The organism is Streptomyces sp. JL2001 (assembly GCF_050917515.1).
Lineage (GTDB): Bacteria > Actinomycetota > Actinomycetes > Streptomycetales > Streptomycetaceae > Streptomyces.
This window is the reverse complement of record NZ_CP169421.1, coordinates 7,354,302-7,371,353: the sequence shown is the minus strand read 5'-3', so window position 1 is coordinate 7,371,353 and position 17,052 is coordinate 7,354,302. Positions and strand designations below refer to the sequence as shown.

The 17,052-nt window shown below is 73.2% G+C and carries 17 protein-coding genes and 2 pseudogenes; 7 read left to right on the top strand and 12 right to left on the bottom strand.

Features of this window, described 5'->3' with window-relative positions:
* Window positions 1-157 precede the first annotated feature (157 nt).
* Complete coding sequence (locus ACE1OA_RS33010) at window positions 158-862, bottom strand: hypothetical protein (RefSeq protein WP_384874761.1); 705 nt, start codon at window positions 860-862, stop codon at window positions 158-160.
* Complete coding sequence (locus tag ACE1OA_RS33005) at window positions 862-1,488, bottom strand: hypothetical protein (protein WP_356601548.1); 627 nt, start codon at window positions 1,486-1,488, stop codon at window positions 862-864. The genes ACE1OA_RS33010 and ACE1OA_RS33005 overlap by 1 nt, the downstream gene beginning before the upstream one ends.
* A gap of 319 nt (window positions 1,489-1,807) precedes the next feature.
* Between ACE1OA_RS33005 and ACE1OA_RS33000 the strand changes: the two genes are divergently transcribed.
* Entirely contained in the window at window positions 1,808-3,223 is a 1,416-nt protein-coding gene (locus tag ACE1OA_RS33000) for a lamin tail domain-containing protein (protein WP_386543130.1), read from the top strand.
* Between the two features lie 217 nt (window positions 3,224-3,440).
* Window positions 3,441-3,866 carry a VOC family protein gene (locus ACE1OA_RS32995; RefSeq protein ID WP_386543131.1) on the top strand — a complete coding sequence of 142 codons (426 nt, stop codon included), beginning with the start codon at window positions 3,441-3,443 and terminating at the stop codon, window positions 3,864-3,866.
* A gap of 86 nt (window positions 3,867-3,952) precedes the next feature.
* Here ACE1OA_RS32995 and ACE1OA_RS32990 read toward each other — a convergent pair whose 3' ends face one another.
* Entirely contained in the window at window positions 3,953-4,750 is a 798-nt protein-coding gene (locus ACE1OA_RS32990) for a DUF4397 domain-containing protein (RefSeq protein ID WP_361315085.1), read from the bottom strand.
* A 363-nt stretch (window positions 4,751-5,113) separates the two neighbouring features.
* Between ACE1OA_RS32990 and ACE1OA_RS32985 the strand changes: the two genes are divergently transcribed.
* Window positions 5,114-5,782 carry a DUF4389 domain-containing protein gene (locus tag ACE1OA_RS32985; protein WP_432753849.1) on the top strand — a complete coding sequence of 223 codons (669 nt, stop codon included), beginning with the start codon at window positions 5,114-5,116 and terminating at the stop codon, window positions 5,780-5,782.
* 40 nt (window positions 5,783-5,822) lie between these two features.
* On the opposite strand, the gene ACE1OA_RS32980 is transcribed toward ACE1OA_RS32985, so the two are convergent.
* Window positions 5,823-6,401: a hypothetical protein gene (locus ACE1OA_RS32980; protein WP_356778396.1), complete on the bottom strand. Its 579-nt coding sequence runs from the start codon at window positions 6,399-6,401 to the stop codon at window positions 5,823-5,825.
* Window positions 6,402-6,607: 206 nt separating this feature from the next.
* Between ACE1OA_RS32980 and ACE1OA_RS32975 the strand changes: the two genes are divergently transcribed.
* Entirely contained in the window at window positions 6,608-6,775 is a 168-nt protein-coding gene (locus ACE1OA_RS32975) for a hypothetical protein (RefSeq protein ID WP_187282844.1), read from the top strand.
* Between the two features lie 247 nt (window positions 6,776-7,022).
* Here the strand turns inward: ACE1OA_RS32975 and ACE1OA_RS32970 are convergent, their stop codons facing one another.
* The 6 genes and pseudogenes from ACE1OA_RS32970 to ACE1OA_RS32945 all read right to left on the bottom strand — a co-directional run bounded on the left by ACE1OA_RS32970 (window position 7,023) and on the right by ACE1OA_RS32945 (window position 11,697).
* Complete coding sequence (locus tag ACE1OA_RS32970; RefSeq protein ID WP_432754121.1) at window positions 7,023-7,580, bottom strand: MOSC domain-containing protein; 558 nt, start codon at window positions 7,578-7,580, stop codon at window positions 7,023-7,025.
* Between the two features lie 9 nt (window positions 7,581-7,589).
* A pseudogene (locus tag ACE1OA_RS32965) lies at window positions 7,590-7,733 on the bottom strand (MOSC domain-containing protein); the annotation flags it as partial.
* Window positions 7,734-7,869: 136 nt separating this feature from the next.
* Complete coding sequence (locus ACE1OA_RS32960; RefSeq protein WP_356601557.1) at window positions 7,870-8,376, bottom strand: hypothetical protein; 507 nt, start codon at window positions 8,374-8,376, stop codon at window positions 7,870-7,872.
* Between the two features lie 123 nt (window positions 8,377-8,499).
* Window positions 8,500-10,713, bottom strand: a complete 2,214-nt coding sequence (locus ACE1OA_RS32955; RefSeq protein WP_432753848.1) for an ATP-binding SpoIIE family protein phosphatase — start codon at window positions 10,711-10,713, stop codon at window positions 8,500-8,502.
* Between the two features lie 138 nt (window positions 10,714-10,851).
* Window positions 10,852-11,073 carry a hypothetical protein gene (locus ACE1OA_RS32950; protein ID WP_356601559.1) on the bottom strand — a complete coding sequence of 74 codons (222 nt, stop codon included), beginning with the start codon at window positions 11,071-11,073 and terminating at the stop codon, window positions 10,852-10,854.
* A 243-nt stretch (window positions 11,074-11,316) separates the two neighbouring features.
* The gene (locus ACE1OA_RS32945) at window positions 11,317-11,697 is read right to left on the bottom strand and encodes a VOC family protein (protein WP_356601560.1); all 381 of its coding nucleotides are present in this window, start codon (window positions 11,695-11,697) and stop codon (window positions 11,317-11,319) included.
* Between the two features lie 504 nt (window positions 11,698-12,201).
* Between ACE1OA_RS32945 and ACE1OA_RS32940 the strand changes: the two are divergent.
* Window positions 12,202-12,921 (top strand): annotated as a pseudogene (locus ACE1OA_RS32940) (aspartate aminotransferase family protein); the annotation flags it as partial.
* 88 nt (window positions 12,922-13,009) lie between these two features.
* Here the strand turns inward: ACE1OA_RS32940 and ACE1OA_RS32935 are convergent.
* The gene (locus ACE1OA_RS32935) at window positions 13,010-13,720 is read right to left on the bottom strand and encodes a 2-phosphosulfolactate phosphatase (protein ID WP_356601563.1); all 711 of its coding nucleotides are present in this window, start codon (window positions 13,718-13,720) and stop codon (window positions 13,010-13,012) included.
* A 244-nt stretch (window positions 13,721-13,964) separates the two neighbouring features.
* Here ACE1OA_RS32935 and ACE1OA_RS32930 point away from each other — a divergent pair, with 244 nt between their 5' ends.
* Window positions 13,965-14,756, top strand: coding sequence for an inositol monophosphatase family protein (locus ACE1OA_RS32930; RefSeq protein ID WP_432753847.1), 792 nt, complete (start codon window positions 13,965-13,967; stop codon window positions 14,754-14,756).
* Between the two features lie 51 nt (window positions 14,757-14,807).
* Here ACE1OA_RS32930 and ACE1OA_RS32925 read toward each other — a convergent pair whose 3' ends face one another.
* Window positions 14,808-16,019, bottom strand: coding sequence for a saccharopine dehydrogenase family protein (locus tag ACE1OA_RS32925; protein WP_356778408.1), 1,212 nt, complete (start codon window positions 16,017-16,019; stop codon window positions 14,808-14,810).
* Window positions 16,020-16,141: 122 nt separating this feature from the next.
* Here ACE1OA_RS32925 and ACE1OA_RS32920 point away from each other — a divergent pair, with 122 nt between their 5' ends.
* Window positions 16,142-16,900 carry a TetR/AcrR family transcriptional regulator gene (locus tag ACE1OA_RS32920; RefSeq protein WP_356778410.1) on the top strand — a complete coding sequence of 253 codons (759 nt, stop codon included), beginning with the start codon at window positions 16,142-16,144 and terminating at the stop codon, window positions 16,898-16,900.
* The last annotated feature ends 152 nt before the right edge of the window (window positions 16,901-17,052 follow it).

Sequence of the window (17,052 nt, the reverse complement as noted above, 5' to 3'; positions counted from 1 at the left end):
GGGCGGGTTCCCCTGCGCAGGGCCGTCGGGGGCGGGTTCCCCTGCGCAGGGCCGTCGAACGCCCGGCGGGTCACCCCGATGCACGGCCGAGGCCCCCGTGGTCTTCCACGGGGGCCTCTGTCTCCGCCGGCGATCCGACGGCCCGGACACGCCGGATTCATGCGCCGAGCAGGCGTTCCGTCACCTCGCGGTAGGTCCGCAGGGTGAGCCGGAGCTGTTCGGTGTCGGCGCCCCGGTCGCGCGCGTCGCCGCCCTGCTGCCAGCCCGCCCGCAACGCGGTGCGGCGGTCCTTGAGGGAGGCGATGAGCTGCTCCTCCGTCTCGTCGAGGACGTCGGCCGCCTTGGCGACCGCGTCGCGCGGCGAGTCGACGAAGCCGGCGAGCGCGTGGTGCAGGCGCTGACCGAGACGCTCACGGTCCCGGTCGCCCAGCAGCGCACCCGCAGGACCGTTCCCCTCGGGGGCGGTGGGGCCGTCGCCGGCCGTGTGGTGGTCACCACGGCCGTCTCCGGGCGCCACGCCACCGGGCTCGGGGGCCTGGCCGTCGGGTGCCGGCCGGTCCGCAGCGGCCCGTCCGCGCGGCGCGGCGGGGGTCTCGGCGGGAGTCTCCTTGCGGCTCCCCCCGTTCCTGCCCGTGGCGCTGGGGGCGTCAGACGGTGCGGCGGACTGGGGCGACTTCGACAGCGGAGAAGCCGGGGTGCCGGTAGCCGGCGGCGTGACCGGGGGTGCCGGCGGCGGCGCGGAGGGGGACGGCGGGGCCGTACGGCCGGCGCGCTGGGCGGGTACGGCGGGGATCACGGGATCGTTCTCCGATCCGCTCTCGGTGCGGCCTTCCGTCGACTGGTCCCGGTTCTCGCGTGCCATCACGCACCACTTCCCTTCGGCTTGAGCAGGTGTCCACGCCGGTGCCCGGACGTCCCGTGCGGTCGGGCCGTGGCGACGGTCGCCGAGTCGGCCGTGGTCAGGTGGTCGAACAGGGCCCGGGCGTGCACCAGGGCCTCGCGCAGTTCCTCGGTCGACGCGGATGCGGAGTCCGCGCCGCGACGGGCCGTGCGCAGTCCCTCCACCTGGCGCGGGTGGTGCACCGACAGGGCGTCGAGCTGCTCCTCGGGCCGGTCGGCGTCCGGGAAGCCCCGGGTCGCCGCGACGCGCCCGATGAGCGCTCCGGCGTCGGCGACGGCCTGTCGCGGCGCGTCGACGAAGCGTTCCTGGAGCGTGGTCCACTGAGCGGTGTACTGCTCGCGGACGGCGGGCTCCAGCGGAAGCGGCTTGAGGTGGCCGTACCGCTCGGTCCGCTCGCGCAGGTCCCGGTCGGCGGCCTCGGCGTCTCCGCCGTGCCGTGCGAGTGTGCGGTCGTACTCGGGGCCGAAGCGCCGCTTGAGCGAGCGCGTGCCGCCGCTCGGGCCCATCCGGGCCCGGAGCAGGACTCCGGCCGCCAGCAGCACCACGAGCACCGCCGCGATGATGAGAACTGTGGTCAGGATCGACATGGCCGCCTTCCTGGATCGTGACTCCTGGCTGTCTGTCCGCTACTGCTTGCCGAGCGCTCGACGGTTCGGCTTGCCGGTTTTCCCGGGACCAAACCCCGGGGTCCCCGACCTCGCCCGCTCGGCGGAGTGTTCCGGCCGCCGAGGGAGGCGGGTGCCGCAAGGCGGCGCGGCTGCCTTGCGGCAGGTGGGGGCGCGGGTCCGTCCACGCACCGTTGGGCCATCGTTCACGGCACACCCACCCACCGGAGGGCGGCCGTTCGGCCCGTACGGCGAATCTCGTGCCGCCCTGCAGCACAACGACCCCGGGACGGACACCATCGTGACGGACTCACGCGCGCGCCGACGGCGCCGCAGCATCGCCCTCCTCGTCGCGGCACCGGCGCTGGCCGCCGGCGCCCTCACCGCCGTCCCGGCCCAGGCGGCCCCGGCCGACGACATCCGAATCAACGAGGTGGTGACGACCGGGTCCGTCGAGGACTCGATCGAGCTCTACAACAAGGGGACCACCACCGTCGATCTCTCGGGCTGGATCCTCAAGGACGACAACAACGGCTCGAAGTACCGGATCGGCTCCGGCACCACGCTCGCTCCCGGCGCGTTCCGCGCCTTCGACGTCCACGGTTCCTTCGGCCTGGGGTCCGGCGACAAGGCACGGCTGTACCTGGCGGACGGCAGCACGCTGGTCGACTCCTTCGGCTGGAGCACCCACTCCGCCCCGTCGTGGTCGCGCTGCCCCGACGGCACCGGCGCGTTCGAGGCGGCGACGCTGACGCTCGGCGCCGCGAACGACTGCGGCACCGGCGGCGGGGGCACCACGCCGGTGACCTGGCCGGGCAGTGGCACGGTGACCACCGCCGACGCGCCGGACGTCTTCGGCCAGGACCTCAGCGGCCTCTTCCAGGAGGGCGGCGCGATGTGGGCCGCGCAGAACTCCGGCAAGCTGTGGCGTCTCGTCCCGAACGGCTCGGGCGGCTGGACCCCCGACACCTCGAACAGTTGGGCGTCCGGGAAGACGCTGCGCTTCCCCGGCGGTTCCGGCGCGCCCGACAGCGAGGGAGTCACGCTCACCGGCGCCGGGTCCGCGGGCGGTGTCTTCGTCTCCAGCGAGCGCAACGGCGACGCGTCCGGCACCAGCCGCCTGTCCGTCCTCAGGTACGACACCACCGTGTCCGGCTCGACGCTGACCGCGGCCAAGGAGTGGAACCTGACCTCCGACCTGCCGTCGGTGGGCTCCAACCTCGGCCTCGAGGGCATCACCTGGGTCCCCGACGGCTACCTCACCGGAGCCGGCTTCAAGGACGCCTCGACCGGAGCGGCCTACGATCCGGCGCACTACGGAGCCCACACCGGCGGTGTGTTCTTCGTCGGGGTGGAGGGGACGGGCGCGATCCACGGCTACGTCCTGCAGGACTCGGGCGCCGCGACCCGCGTGGCCACGATCGCCGGCGGTACGGCGGGGGTCATGGAACTCCAGTGGGAGCCGCAGGCCTCACGCCTGTGGGCCGTCTGCGACGACACCTGCGGCGGGCGGCACCGGACGCTGCAGGTCGACGCCTCCGGCGCCTTCGTCACCACCGCCGTGTACGACCGCCCCAGCGGCATGCCCGACCTCAACAACGAGGGCTTCACCCTGGCGGGCGCCGGTGAGTGCGTCGGCGGGACCAAGCCCGTCTACTGGTCCGACGACAGCAACACGAGCGGCCACGCCCTGCGCAGGGGCTCCGTGACCTGCTGAGGCGTCGGAAGGCGGGGCGGGGCGTCCGGTGGGCCGCACCGCCCCGCTCCGGAAGCGGCGGGGCGGCCGGTCGGCCACCGTCGCATCCGAAGCCCCGCCGGCAGGTGAATCACGGGTGTCCGGCCGGCGGGGTACGAGCCGCCTCGGCCCGGCTCGTCCGTGGCCCGCGATCTCCTCGCCGTCCCTCACATGCATCCCCAGGGCGGAGGACGAGACGATGAGCAGCCCGGAACCGGAAGAGGAATACGGCGCAGCAGCCGACCTCCATGCCTATCTCGGCTACGAGGACATCGCGGCCGCCCTGGACTGGCTCGCCGCGGTCGGGTTCCGGCTGGTGGCCCGGCAGGACTCGGCCGATGGCGAGATGGTCCACGGCGAGGTACGCCTCGGGTCGGTGGTCCTCATGATCACCGGCGACGAGGTCGGCCACGGCAGGCCGGCGTTGCGGGACAGCAGTACGGGTGGCGGGCTCTATCTGTGCCTGCCGACGTCGGCGGCCGTCGACCAGTGGTTCTTCCGCGCGGTCGCCGCGGGAGGCACTCCGGTGATCGAGCCCGAGGAGACCCCGTGGGGCGCGCGACGCGCCAGGGTCCTCGATCCCGAAGGCCACGAGTGGAGCGTCGGCACCTACCGGCCGGGATAGCCGTGCCGGCCGTGCCGAGGCATCCGGCCCGACGCCGGGATCCCGCGGGATCCCGGCGTCGGGCCGGATGCCTCGGTCGAAGGTGCTCAGCTGCGCCGGGCGGCGAGTGTCCCCGCCACGGCAAGGAGGCCCGCCCCGGCCGCGTAGGCGACCCACGCGTTCGCGTCGTTGACGCCCGCCAGGCCGGACTGCTTGGCCGACGGTGACGCGTAGGCGCCGTCGAGGGTCTGCACCTTCAGTGCGAGGTCCTTGTCCGCGGCGCTGCCCCAGGCGTAGACGACGTTGCTGGTGCCCTCCTTCAGGTCGAGGTCGGCCGGTCCGATCGCCACCGTGTCCGTGCCCGCGAGGACGACATCCGCCGGCACCGTGCCGGCGTCGACGACGGCCGAGTTCTGGTTCGGGTTCGTCAGGTCCTCGAAGAGCGGCTGTCCGCCGGCCCGTACGTCCACGGCGGGGGCCGCGGCGACGTGGCGCACGGTGAGCCGGGCCTTGTCGGCAGGGACCTTCGACACGTCGTTGACGAAGGCGTCGAGCCGCGGTTTGCCGTCGGCCGAGAGGTGGGCCACGACCGTGGCGTTCGCGCCCGCGGGCACGTCGACGGTCTTCTGGAGGGCAGGTGTGCCCTTCGGGTCGGCTCCGGCCTCGAAGACCTTCAGGTCGTACGAGCCGGCCGGCAGCGACTGCGGTTCGGTCAGGGTGCCGGGCTTGAAGTCGGGGAGGAGTTCGTCGCCGTTGGCGTACACGTCGACGGTCAGGCCGGGGACGGCGTGGAACACCGAGATGGTGGCCTTGTCGTCGTCGGCGGACGCCGGAACAGCCGCGCCGAGCGCCAGAGCGCAGGCGCCCAGGGAGGCGGCTATCACGACGGGGGTTCGGGTGTTCATGGCCGAGGGGTCCCTTCCAGGCGGTTCACTCGCGCGGAGCCCCCTCCTGGACGTGCGCTCCGTTGCGAGTCGGTGAGTACCTGGTCTTCACCGGCCCCCGCACCGATGGATGCACCCAGGGGGTGTGCCGCCCGCACGCGCTCCCGCCGGCCGTGGAGCCGCGAGGCAGCCGTTCGGCCGGGTGGAACGTCACGGTCCGCGAGGGTCCGGGTACCCGGCGGAAGCGGGGCCCGCCCGCGGGGTGAGGGCGCGGGGTCCCGATCTGCGTCGGGGGGAGGCGCGGGGTGATCCTGGAAGAGGGCGCGCCGGCCGGGGGAGGCTCGTGGGCCGCGGCGCGGACCAGCGGCCGAGGGAGTGACGATCATGAACGAGCCCGTCCCGAGCCTTCCGGTCACGGTGACCGCCACGCTCGACTCCCCGCTGTCGCGCTGGCTGTGGCTGGTCAAGTGGCTCCTCGCCCTCCCCCACTGGCTGATCCTGGTCTTCCTCTGGATCGCCTTCTTCTTCGTGACCGTGGTCGCGTTCTTCGCCATCCTGTTCACCGAGCGCTATCCCCGGTCGCTGTTCGACTTCAATCTCGGGGTGCTCCGCTGGTCCTGGCGGGTGTCCTACTACGCGTACGGCGCGCTCGGCACCGACCGCTATCCGCCCTTCAGCCTGGGTCCGGAGCCCGGATATCCGGCGCGGCTGGACATCGCCTACCCGAAGCGGCTGTCCCGCTCGCTGGTCCTCGTCAAGTGGTGGCTGCTCGCCATCCCCCAGTACCTCGTGATCGCCTTCTTCACCGGCGGCATGCGCGCCGGCTGGTGGAGCGGCGGCCTGATCAGTCTCCTGACCCTCATCGCGGCCTTCGCCGTCGCCTTCACCGACCGGTACCCGCGCGATCTGTTCGCGCTGGTGATCGGCCTGAACCGGTGGGTTCTGCGGGTCGCCGCCTACGCCGTCCTGATGACCGACGCGTACCCGCCCTTCCGGCTCGACCAGGGCGGTACGGAGCCCGCCCTGTCGTACCGGGCCCCGGGCGCACCGTGACGGGCCCGCCCGTCACGGAATCGGTGCTCCCGAACGGTGGTCAGCGCTCGCGGCCGGGACGGCGGTGCGGGGTGCGCGGGGCGCGTCGTCGGGGGCCGGTGTCGGGCACGCCCTCGCCCGGGGCGCCGGCCGACGAGAAGCCCCCCGGGACGGTCGGTCGTGCGGGGCCGGGGACCTGGGCGCCCGTGGGCTGAGCCGGCCCGGCGGCAACCGGTCGGGGGCGTACGGACCGGGCGACGACGAGGGCGTGCGGAACGAGCGGCGCGCAGGCTTCGCAGACCTCCTCGACGCTCCAGACCTGCCCCACGCTCGGATCATGGCGCACGATCAGCACCACGCCGCCGGAGCAGCGCACCTTGAGGTCCGCGTGGGTCTCGCAGTGCTCGGCCCGGCAGTGGCAGGAGGCGTGGGGACGGACGGTGGCGGCCTTCGCGTGGGCGGCCGCGTGCCGCGCGGCGAACGCGCGGAGCGCCGCGAGGTCGCGGGATCGGGCCGGCATCCTGCAGCCGGCGGTGGAGCAGGTGAGGGTCGCGGTCCGGTCCGCGTGGCCGGTGAGCCGGATCGTCCAGGCCCGGCCCGGGACGCGGTCGGTGGAGGATTCGCTGTAGGTGGTCGTCACTCGGTCGTCCGTTCACTGGTGCTCGCTGTGGGGTTCGGCCCACCATGCGCTGACTGCCCGTCATGTGGTCCACAGGGTTTCTCCCCGCTCGCGGGCGTTCCCAAGCCGTGCTTCCGCCTGCCGGGGAGGGTGTCCCGCGCGTCGGCCCGGAAAGGGCGCCGCCTACACTCGCTAGCCGTTGCCACCGACGGAGAAGGACCAGCACCGTGAACCTGCAGGACCGCGCCCATACAGCGCCCAGCGACGCCCCGATCTACGCAGGGCTCGTCGAGGAGCTGGGCGACATACCGACCGAAGTGAGCCGGGCTGCCGAGCAGGTCCTGCGTGAGGCCGGCCAGGCCGTCGACTTCGGCCGGATGCGCGCCGCGATCTGACCGTGCCCCGGTCGTCCGTGCGGACGGCGGGTAGCGACGACTGTCCCCCGGCCTCGTCCGGGGGGACAGCCGCCGCGCCCCTTCAGCTGCGGGGGCGGCCCATGACGATCGTGGCCGCGCTCAGGGCCGCGGAACCGAGCACGGCCAGGACGTGCGTCGAACGACGACGCGTCGGGCCGGAGCCAGAACTCCCCGACGGGCTGTCAGCCGGATCAGGAGCCAGGCGACCCCCTCGCTCCGACGCCGGTCAGACGCGTTCCAGGGGGTGGTGCGGGAGCGGCGGGAGTTCGACCTGGACGGGGTCGTTCGGGCGGACCGTCCCGCCCTGCCGGACGACGGCCATGATCCCCGACTTGAAGGTGAACTCCCCCGACACGGGATCGAGGGCGAAGACCTCGCCGAGGAGCCCCGGACGGAAGTCGTTGATCTTCGAGCACGGGTTGCGCAGGCCCGTCACCTCCAGGACCGCCTGATCGCCGAGGCGGAGCAGCGCGCCGGTGGGGAGTCCGAGCAGGTCCACGTCGCGGGTCGTGATGTTCTCGCCGAGTTGTCCCGCGGAGACGTCGTATCCCTTGAGCGCGAGTTCGTCGAAGAGCTCCTCGTGCATCAGGTGCACCTGGCGCAGGTTGGGCAGGTCCGGCTCGTAGGTCCTGTCCGGGCGATCTTCGAGGATCGGCCCGCGGCGTCGGATGTGGTGTATCGCAAGGCGGAGGATCGCCCTCGTACTGGGCGTACTCGGGCGACTCCGACAACGCCGCGAGACGCCGCAGCCGTCGTCGCGGGCCCGAGAAGATCGCCCGGACAGGACCTAGGTCATGCGAAACTGGTGGCGGATCGTCTCGCCCGCGTGGACGTCCCCCTCGACCCCGAGGCCGGCGAGCAAAGTGACGGACGCGCGCGTGGGTTTGCTGAAGGAGTACGCCCCGTCGCTGCACACCGCCGTGACCCGCCCGGTCATCGCCCACCCCTCCGCCGTCGCTCCGCAGGCGAGTTTCCCACGGGACGTCCGGCCGGCGCGTGCGCCCCTCGATCGAGGGCGGACACGCGCCGGTCCGCGCGGCGATGAGCGGCGGGCTGCGGACCGAGCCGGTCCGTCAGAGCACGTTCTTCGTCGCGCTGACGACGACGCACTCCTTGTACTCGCTGCCGTCGGCCTTGCCGGGGTACGCCGTGGTGGCCTCCGTCTGCTGGGAGGCACCCGCCTTGACCGAGAGGCCGGTCACCTTGGCGGTTGCGCGCGTCGTGCCCGAGCCCGCGGCGCCGCGGAACTCCATGGTGACGCCGTAGGTGTAGTCGAGCGATCCGTTGTTGGTGACGGTCAGCCGCGCGACCAGGTTCTTGCCCGAGGCGTCCAGCTTGCAGTCGTCGATCCTGACGTCGCGCACGGCCTTGTTCGCGCTGGATCCGCCCGGGGCGGAGACGCCGCCGGTGCTGCCCCCGGTGCTGTCGTTGGTGTCGTTGCCGTGGCTTCCGCTGGACGAGCTGCCGGAGCCGGAGTTCGAGCTGCCGCCGCAGCTGCCGCCGTGGGAGCCACGGGCTCCGGTGAGCGCGAACAGGGCGATGCCGAAGACGGCGACGGCGCGGACATGGCGAAGCTTCACGTTCAACCCCCGTTGAAGTGTGGATGAGTGAGAGGGCCCGGATTGACGGGCGCACGTCACCCTAACAGTGCTCGGAGACCACTTTTCCCACCCGCCGACCGCCTCGGACCGCCGGGCGGACCGTCACAACGCGGGGAAGTCCAGGAGCGGGACGTCGGCCGACTTCTCGGTGAGCTCGGCCCACACCGTCTTGCCCTCCCGCTGGTGGCGCGTGCCCCAGCGCTCGGCGAGCTGAGCCACCAGGAGCAGCCCGCGCCCACCCTCCTCGAAGAAGCGGGCCCGCCGCAGGTGAGGTGTGGTGCTGCTGCCGTCCGAGACCTCGCACATGAGGGTGCGGTCGTGGATGAGGCGCAGGCGGACGGGGGGCCGGCCGTAGCGGATGGCGTTGGTGACCAGCTCGCTGACGACCAGTTCGGCGGTGAAGACCAGGTCCTCGAGTCCCCAGACTCCCAGATGCTCGGTGACGCGTGCCCGGGCGCCGGCCACGGAGGCGGGGTCCGCCTCCAGGTCCCAGGTGACGACCTGATGTGCTCCGAGGGTGCGGGTGCGGGCGAGGAGCAGCGCCACGTCGTCCTCCGGACGCCCCACCGGCAGCAGGGCTTCGAGCACGGCGTCGCAGGCCGACTCCAACGAGGGTGTGTGCCGGGCGAGTACGCTCCGCAGCCGGGTGAGGCCCGTCTCCACGTCGTGGCCGGGGGCCTCGATCAGGCCGTCGGTGTACAGGGCGAGCAGGCTGCCCTCCGGCAGGTCGAACTCGGCGGCCTCGAAGGGCAGTCCGCCCAGGCCCAGCGGTGGCCCGGCGGGCAGGTCGAGCGTCTCGGCGGCTCCGCCCGGGGTCACGAGGGCGGGCAGGACGTGCCCCGCCCGTGCCATCGCGCAGCAGCCGGTGACGGGGTCGTAGACCGCGTAGAGACAGGTGGCCCCGATGTCTCCCGAGGACTGCGCCTCCGGGTCGGTGGAGGCCTCGACCGACAGGCGCTCGACGACGTCGTCGAGATGCGTGAGGAGTTCGTCGGGCGGCAGGTCGATGTCCGCCAGGGTGCGTACGGCGGTCCGGAGGCGGCCCATGGTGGCGGCGGCCGGGACACCGTGTCCGACCACGTCGCCCACGACCAGCGCGACACGGGCGCCGGACAGCGGGATGACGTCGTACCAGTCGCCTCCCACGCCCACGTCGGAACCGGCGGGCAGGTAGCGGCAGGCGACGTCCACGGCGGACTGGGCCGGTGTGTGCTGCGGGAGCAGGCTGCGCTGCAGTGCGATCGCGGCGGCGCGGGCGTGTGTGTACCGGCGTGCGTTGTCGACGGCCACGGCGGCCCTGGCGGCGATCTCCTGGGCGAGGAACAGGTCCTCGTCGTCGTAGGGATCGGGGTTGCGGTTGCGGGCGAACTGCGCGACGCCGAGGGTGGCGCCTCGGGCCCGCAGCGGCACCACCATCGTCGAGTGGATCTGGGGCGCGCCGTCGAAGCGCTGGTCGTCCGGATGCGCCGGTGGGGACCCCGGGACGGGAGGCCCGACGCGGTGATGGCGCGACGGGCGGCCGGTGACCAGGGCGAGCGCGGGAGGCGACTGTTCCGGGTAACTGTGGAGCTGCTGGGGCGCGATCGCGGTCTCCGGCAGGTTCTCCCTTCCGGTGTCCCCCTGGACCTGCTCCGGCTCCGGCCGCTGGGCGACCCGGCGGACGACCGACGTTCCGGTCACGGGATCCCCGCTCGCGGTGAAGGCCGAGTCGAGCAGATCGACGGTGGCGACGTCCGCGAAGCGCTCGACGGCCAGGTCGGCCAGCTCCTGCGTCGTCCGGCCGATGTCGAGGGTGGTCCCCACGCTCATCCCGGCTTCGTTCACCACGGACAGCCGCCATTGCAGCCGGCGGTCCCGCTCGTCCTGGAACGCCTCGACGCTGCGCTCGGAGGTGTGGTCCACGTACTCGGTGCCGAGGGCGACGAGTCGGCGGGTCGCCGCGCCGATCAGCTCGGCGTCGTTCGTGAGCAGCGAGAGTTCTTCGAGCATCCGGTCCAGGACGAGGCCCTGGGCAAGGCGGAAGGCGCGCAGCATCGCGCTGACGGGCTTGCCGAGCTGGGCGAGCCGCCGCGCGCGCTCCACGTCGATGGCCGGCGGGGCGATCCGGCTGGGCTCGATGCCGTGTTCGAGGGCGAACAGCACGCCGCCGATCCGTTCGGTGGTGTTCTCCGCCGCCATCCGCGCGAGGTCCGGCTCGTCCCACAGTTCGGGTACCTCGTGGCGCAGGCGCCGCTCCACGTCGTGGATGAGCTGGTCGGCTTTCAGGCTCAGCTCATGTGCGGCACGGGACAGGAGTCTGTCCTCGGCGAGGTCCACGGTGACGATGTTACGCCGCCCCTGTTCCACCGCCAGTGAGCACGGAACGCGGCCGTCCTGACCGCCCCGTGGGGCGATGACGGACCCTCGTACGGGCAGGGTGTCCGACGCGCGCGCCCGCTCGCGGTGGAGGGCCCGTCAGGGCACCTCACCGAGGACGAGGGCCAGGGCGAGGATGACGGTGAGGGTGGCGAGACCGGCCATCGTGTAGCGCGCCGCCCTCGTCCCGCGCCCTGACCGGTCCGGCACGGAACACGAGGGGCCGCACGAACCCAGGCCGGCCTCCTCGTGGTCGAGCCAGTAGGCGTCGAGGAGGGCGGCGGGGTGGGCGAAGCCGTCTGATTCGTCGCGGTGGTTCACGCGGGGGACAACGGCTCGGGCCGACCACGGGTACGCGGCCGGCCGCGACCGTCATCCGATCGTCACGTTGCATATCCCGCGGGTGATTGCACCGGGCGCGACAACATGGGCGTGCGGGGGAGCGACGCGCGGGGACGACGGAAAGCCGCGACGGACCTCGACCGCCCGCCGCTGCCTTCTGGCGGAAGACCGTAGGAGGACCGGAGGCGGAACGTCGTACGCGTACGGGCCGGATCGGCCTGGTCAGCCTCCGAGTTCCTCGGTCACGCAGAGGATGTTGCCTTCGCTGTCCTTGAACCAGGCACCTCGCATCGTGTCCGACTCGACGACGCCGTCGACCGTCTTGATGCCGGGCAGGTCGTACTCCTCGAAGGTCACGCCCTTGGACCGCAGCGTCGACATCTCCGCGTCGAGGTCGTCGACCTTCCAGCTCGCCAGCGTGTGCGCGGCCTGGCCGCCGTGGGGTGTCTCGTAGAGCCCTATCGTCGTACCGCCACAGTCGAACCGGGTGTCCTCCTCGGACTCCTTGGTCATGGTGAGGCCGAGGGTGTCGGTGTAGAAGCGCTTCGCCCGGGCCAGGTCACTGACCGGAATGATGGCGACTATCGGTGACTCCGACAGCATCGCGACCACCTCCTCCTTCCAGGCTACGCAGGCTCCCGCCGGGCCACAGGTCGAGCACGACCACGGGCCGCCCGGGAGGGCGGACGGTGACCGCGCGGACACCGACAGGTCGCGACGGCGAAGCCCGCACCCGCGGTGCCCTTCCGCGCGCTCCCGCAGGGTCGGTGACCGGCGGATGTCCCTCGGGCCGAACGCCGACCCGCAGCGGGTCGCCGAGGCGGGCCGGACCTTCGACATCGGCTCGACATCGGCCGGACACCGTTCATGCCACTGTCATACGCACCCCTTGCCGCCCGCTCGAACGCTCGTTCATGATCTGCGGCATGCCAGCAGACCTCCGTGCGGATGCCGAAGCGCTTCCGCACCTGCCGCGCCGGGTGCGTATCGGATACGGGCTCGGCTCCCTCTGCTCCTGATCAATCCGCTGGTCGGAGCGGTGTCCGACCGGAGCCGGCTGCGCGGCGGGCCACGCCGGCCGTTCCTCCTCGTCGGCGCCTGCACCGCGCCTCGGTCGTGCTGTACCGGGACGCGGAGCTGCGCCGCCACCAGTACTTCGCCCACGCGGCATGGCCCGGCTATCCGGTCGTGAACCCGACGGTGCAGGGGACGAAGTCCGGCGGTCTGCTCGCCCAGGCGTGGGCGGTCCTCCAGCACGTCGGCGAGGACGGCTACACGGCTCTGGCCGGCCGGGTGGCCGAGGCCTCGGACCGGCTGCTGGCCGGGCTGCGCAAGATCGACGGCGTGCGGGTGCTGGGCGAACCGGCGGCCGGGCTGGTGGCGTTCACGGTGCTCGACGGCCGAGCCGACGGCGTCCCGGACCTGAGCCTGCTGCTCCACCTCGCCGACGAGATGCGCGCCCGCGGCTGGTACCTCCAGCCTCAGCTCTCGTTCGACGGGCTGCCGCCCAACCTGCACCTCACGCTCACGCCCGCCACCGTCGGCCAGGTGGAGTCGTTGGTCGAGGACCTCGGCGACGCGCTCGTCTCGGCCCGGGCGCTGCCGCCCGTGACCGTGGATCCCGGGCTCGCCGAGCTCGCGGCCGGGCTCGATCCGGCGACGCTCGGACCGGACGAGGTCGCGGCCGTGCTGGCCTTCGCGGGTCTCGCCGGCGACGCGGGGCTGCCCGAACGGATGGCCCCCGTCCTGGTGCTGCTCGACGCACTGCCGGGGCCGCTGAAGGAGCGCCTGCTCACGGAGTTCGTCGGCTCGGTGTTCCACGTCTGACGCCGCGCCCTCCGCTTCCGGCTCGAGCTCGGATCGCGCGGCGGCCGCCCCCGCCGCGCGTCGGAGCGGGGCGGGGACGGCTCGTCGGCTACCGCGCGCGGTGCACGCCGGACACCGCGTCGGGTCGCGTCCGGAGCGGCCGCAGGACTGCCGTCCCGTCGTCGATCCCGACCTTCATGGCGAAGTCGAACCGGTCGACCTCCACACACAGTTCGACATCGGCGGGGTGGGCACCCCGTCGCCGGCCGCTGCGCAGGTCGTCCGCGGCCGGGGAGGTGCGGGCACGGTGCAGATAGGGTCCGGCGTCGGGGCGGTCCCCGGCCAGGAGCCGATCCAGGTACGCGGCGCAGGCCAGATCCTCGGCGGCACGGCCGTCCTCGCCGGTGGCCACGAACGTCACCGATTCGGCGCCGGCGTCCGCCAGTGCCCGGGCCGTCGCGCCGGCCACGACGAAGCCGGCACACAGCACCAGTTCCGCCTCGACGACCGCCAGGGCCCCGACCGTTCCCGCTGTGGTCTTCTGAATCACGGTGCGGCCGGCCAGGTCGGCCTCCTGCATCAGGCCAGGGGAGTTGACCAGGTCGAACCCGCTGACCGGCGCCCCGTCCTTGAGGGCGAGCCAGCCCGGGTGACACGCCTTGATCGCCAGCGCCTCGTCCGCGTCGGCAGCGAGAACGATCTTCTCCGCCCCGCGGTGGAAAGCCCACGCGGCCGTGGTGAACGCCCGCATCACATCGATCACGACAGCCACCTGTTCGGTGCCGTCCACGTCGGGTATTCCGACCACTCGCGAGTCCATGCCGGGATGGTCGCAGCCCACGGCCACGGACTGAAGGGGACCACACGCCACGTCGACGGCCCATCGGCGACTCGGGATCCGGGCTGATGCCCCGCGGGCGCGCGCTCGAAGGCTCCACCTGGTTCGGTTCGGGCGCGCGCAACGGGAGGTCCCGGGGGATCCGTTGCCCGGACGACGGCCCCGCGCAACCGCCATGTCCCACTGCCCGGCGGCACGATGGAGCATCGCCGCTATGCTGCGCACCATGATCGAATCAGGGCAGGGCCTGGACGACGCCGGCGTCGCGACGGCCGCCGCACGCGCCGGCGCCGACGTCGTGCGCGCCCTGTACGGGCAGCGGCTCACGCGCGTGGACAAGGGGGCCGGAGACTTCGCGACCGCCGCGGACCTGGACGCGGAGGAGGCGATCCTGGGCGTGCTCCGTGCCGCCCGGCCCGGCGACGCCGTCCTCGGTGAGGAGGGTGGGCAGCGGGGCGCCGCCGCGTCCACCCGTCAGTGGTTGGTGGACCCGCTGTGCGGCACGCTCAACTACGCCGTCGGCAACATGCTCGTGGCCGTCAACGTGGCGCTGCGCGGGGGCGCGGCGGCGGTCGCCGACCCGTTCGCCGACGAGGTCTTCGGCACCGACGGCACACGTGCCTGGGTCCGCCGCGACGACCGCGACACCCCGCTGGCGCCGACGGCAGCCACCCGCCTCGTGGACGTCAACCTGGACCCGCCCTTCCCGAGCGCGCCCGGCTTCCGGGCCGTCGACCTGCTGGCCCACCCCGGCTTCGTGGAGAGCTTCCGGCCCCGGGTCGTGTCCACCACACTGGCGCTGGCGTGGGTCGCCGCCGGACGGCGCGCCGCGTACGTCACCGACGGCGGCGACCTGTCCGGGAGCGTGCACTTCGCCGCGGGGATCGCGCTGTGCCGGGCGGCCGGTTGCGTGGTATCCGGTGTCGACGGCGCCCCGCTCGGGCCGGCCGGCCGCGGGCTCGTCGCGGCCGCCGACGCCGACACCCACCGGCAGCTGATGGCGATGATCCGCGGCTGAGAACACCGCCGGGGCGGCCCCGGGCCGACGGTCCGCCCCGGCGTGAGGCCCCTACTGCTCGCGCAGGCCCCAGGGGGACCCGTACTCGGTCAGCAGGTCCAGGAACGGCCGGGGATCGAAGGCCTCGGCGCCGAGGACCCCGGCGCCCTTCCAGGTACCGGCGGCCATCAGCTCCAGCGCGACGACCGGGTTGATGGCGGTCTGCCAGACGACGGCCTGGGAGCCGTACTCGCGCATCGACCACTGGTTGTCGACGACGTGGTACAGGTACACCTCGCGCGGCTTGCCGTCCTTGACACCCTTCACCCAGGTGCCCGCGCAGGTCTTGCCGTGCATCCGGTCGCCGAGCGTGGCCGGGTCGGGCAGGCAGGCGGCCACGACGTCGCGCGGGGAGACCTCCGCACCGCCGGGGACGGTCACCTTCTCCGTACGGTCAAGGCCGAGCTTGTGCAGGGTCTTGAGGGTCTCGATGAACTCGTCGCCGAGGCCGTACTTGAAGGTGACCCGCCGGGCGTCCACCCAGCGCGGGATGAGCAGCACCTCCTCGTGCTCGACGTTGACGCACTCGACCGGGCCGATGCCCTCCGGGAAGTCGAAGACCTCCGGCTCGCTGAAGGGTGCCGTGGTGAACCAGCCGCGGTCCTTCTCCCAGATCACGGGCGGGTTCAGGCACTCCTCGATGGTCGTCCAGATGGAGAAGGACGGGGCGAAGTCGTAGCCGTCGACGGTCAGGTTCGCACCGTCGCGGACGCCGATCTCCTCGATCTCGTCGAAGAGCTCCTCGGCGGCGTAGCGGGCGAAGACGTCGGAGAGGCCGGGTTCCACGCCGACGCCGACCAGGGCGAGGCGACCGGCCTTCTCCCAGTCCGCGGCACGCTCGAACTGTGCGTCGCCCAGCTTGACCCCGCACTCCTCGAACGGTCGCTGCGGGTGCGGGTAGGACAGCGACATCGCCATGTCGAGGTAGTCCGCGCCGGCCGCCAGCGCGGCCTCGAAGAGGGGCGGCACGAAGCGCGGGTCGGTGGCGTTGAGCAGGACGTCGCACCGTTCCCCGGCGAGCAGGGCCTCGACCGCCGCCTGGTCGGAGGCGTCGACGCGGGCGGAGCTGAACCGGGTGCCGGCGTCACCCAGCGCGGCCACCGCGGCCTCGGCGCGGGCGAGGTCGTAGTCGGCGACGACGATGTGGTCGAAGAAGGAACGACGGGCCGCGATCCGCGTGATCGCCGTGCCCACGCCACCCGCTCCCACAAGCAGTACTCGCATGACAGGGCTGCCTTTCTCGTACGGCAAGGCCGGGGCCTTCGGTCCGCCCATGGAAATCCTGCGGCCTCACATGCGTCAATGCTGTTGGCATAACCTGGGAAAGAGCAGAGAAAGGAGCAGCTATGCCGAAGAAAGTGGTGCCGGAGGCGGCACGCAGGCGCAGAAAACCAACCAAGCTCGGCGTGGTCCTGTCGGAGCAGCTCATCGTCGAGACCGCGCTGCGGCTGCTGCAGCAGCCCAGCCGCGAGGGCCTCACGGTGCGGCGGCTCGGCGCGGCCCTCGGCGCCGACCCGAGCAGCCTGTACCGCTACTTCCGCGGCGCCGACGACCTCACCCTGGCGATCGCCGACGCGCTGATCGGACGGGCCATGCGGGGCTGGCGGGGTACCGGCGACTGGCGTTCCGATCTGCGCGAGCTGGGGGTCCGGATCTACTCGGCGTACCTCGCGCACCCGCAGGCGGCGGTCCTCACGGCCAGCCGGGTCAGCGGCCGGGCGCACGAGATCGCCGCCGACGAGGCGATCCTCGGCGTGCTGCGCTCCGCCGGGCTGCCCGACCCGGAGGTGGTGCGGGTCTACCACGCGTTCATCGACCAGACGTTGGCGTTCGCCGCGCTCGACGCGGCCGGTCTGGCGCTCCCCCACTCGGCGCGCGCCGCCGACGAGGCGGTCTGGCAGGCCACGTACGCGCGGCTCCCCGCCGAGACCCATCCGCACATCGCGGCCACGGCCCCGCTGCTGGTCGCCCACATGAACGACAGCGCCTACCCGGTCGCGCTGGACATGCTGCTGGACAACGCCGCGGCCACCCTCGCCCGTACGCGGAGGGCCGCCGGCGGGAGCGGGGCGGGCAGCGGCGGCGACGGCGCCCGCGGGGAGTGAGCCGGCGCCCGGCCGTCGGGCACGGAGGCAGGCGGAAGGGCGGCGTACGCAGGTACGGGGGGCGTCCCGGCCCCGGGGTTGGCCATTTTTTCCGTCGACGCATTCGGCAAGCGTGGCGGCCCCCGCCGGGGCACACTGTGCACCAAGGGGCA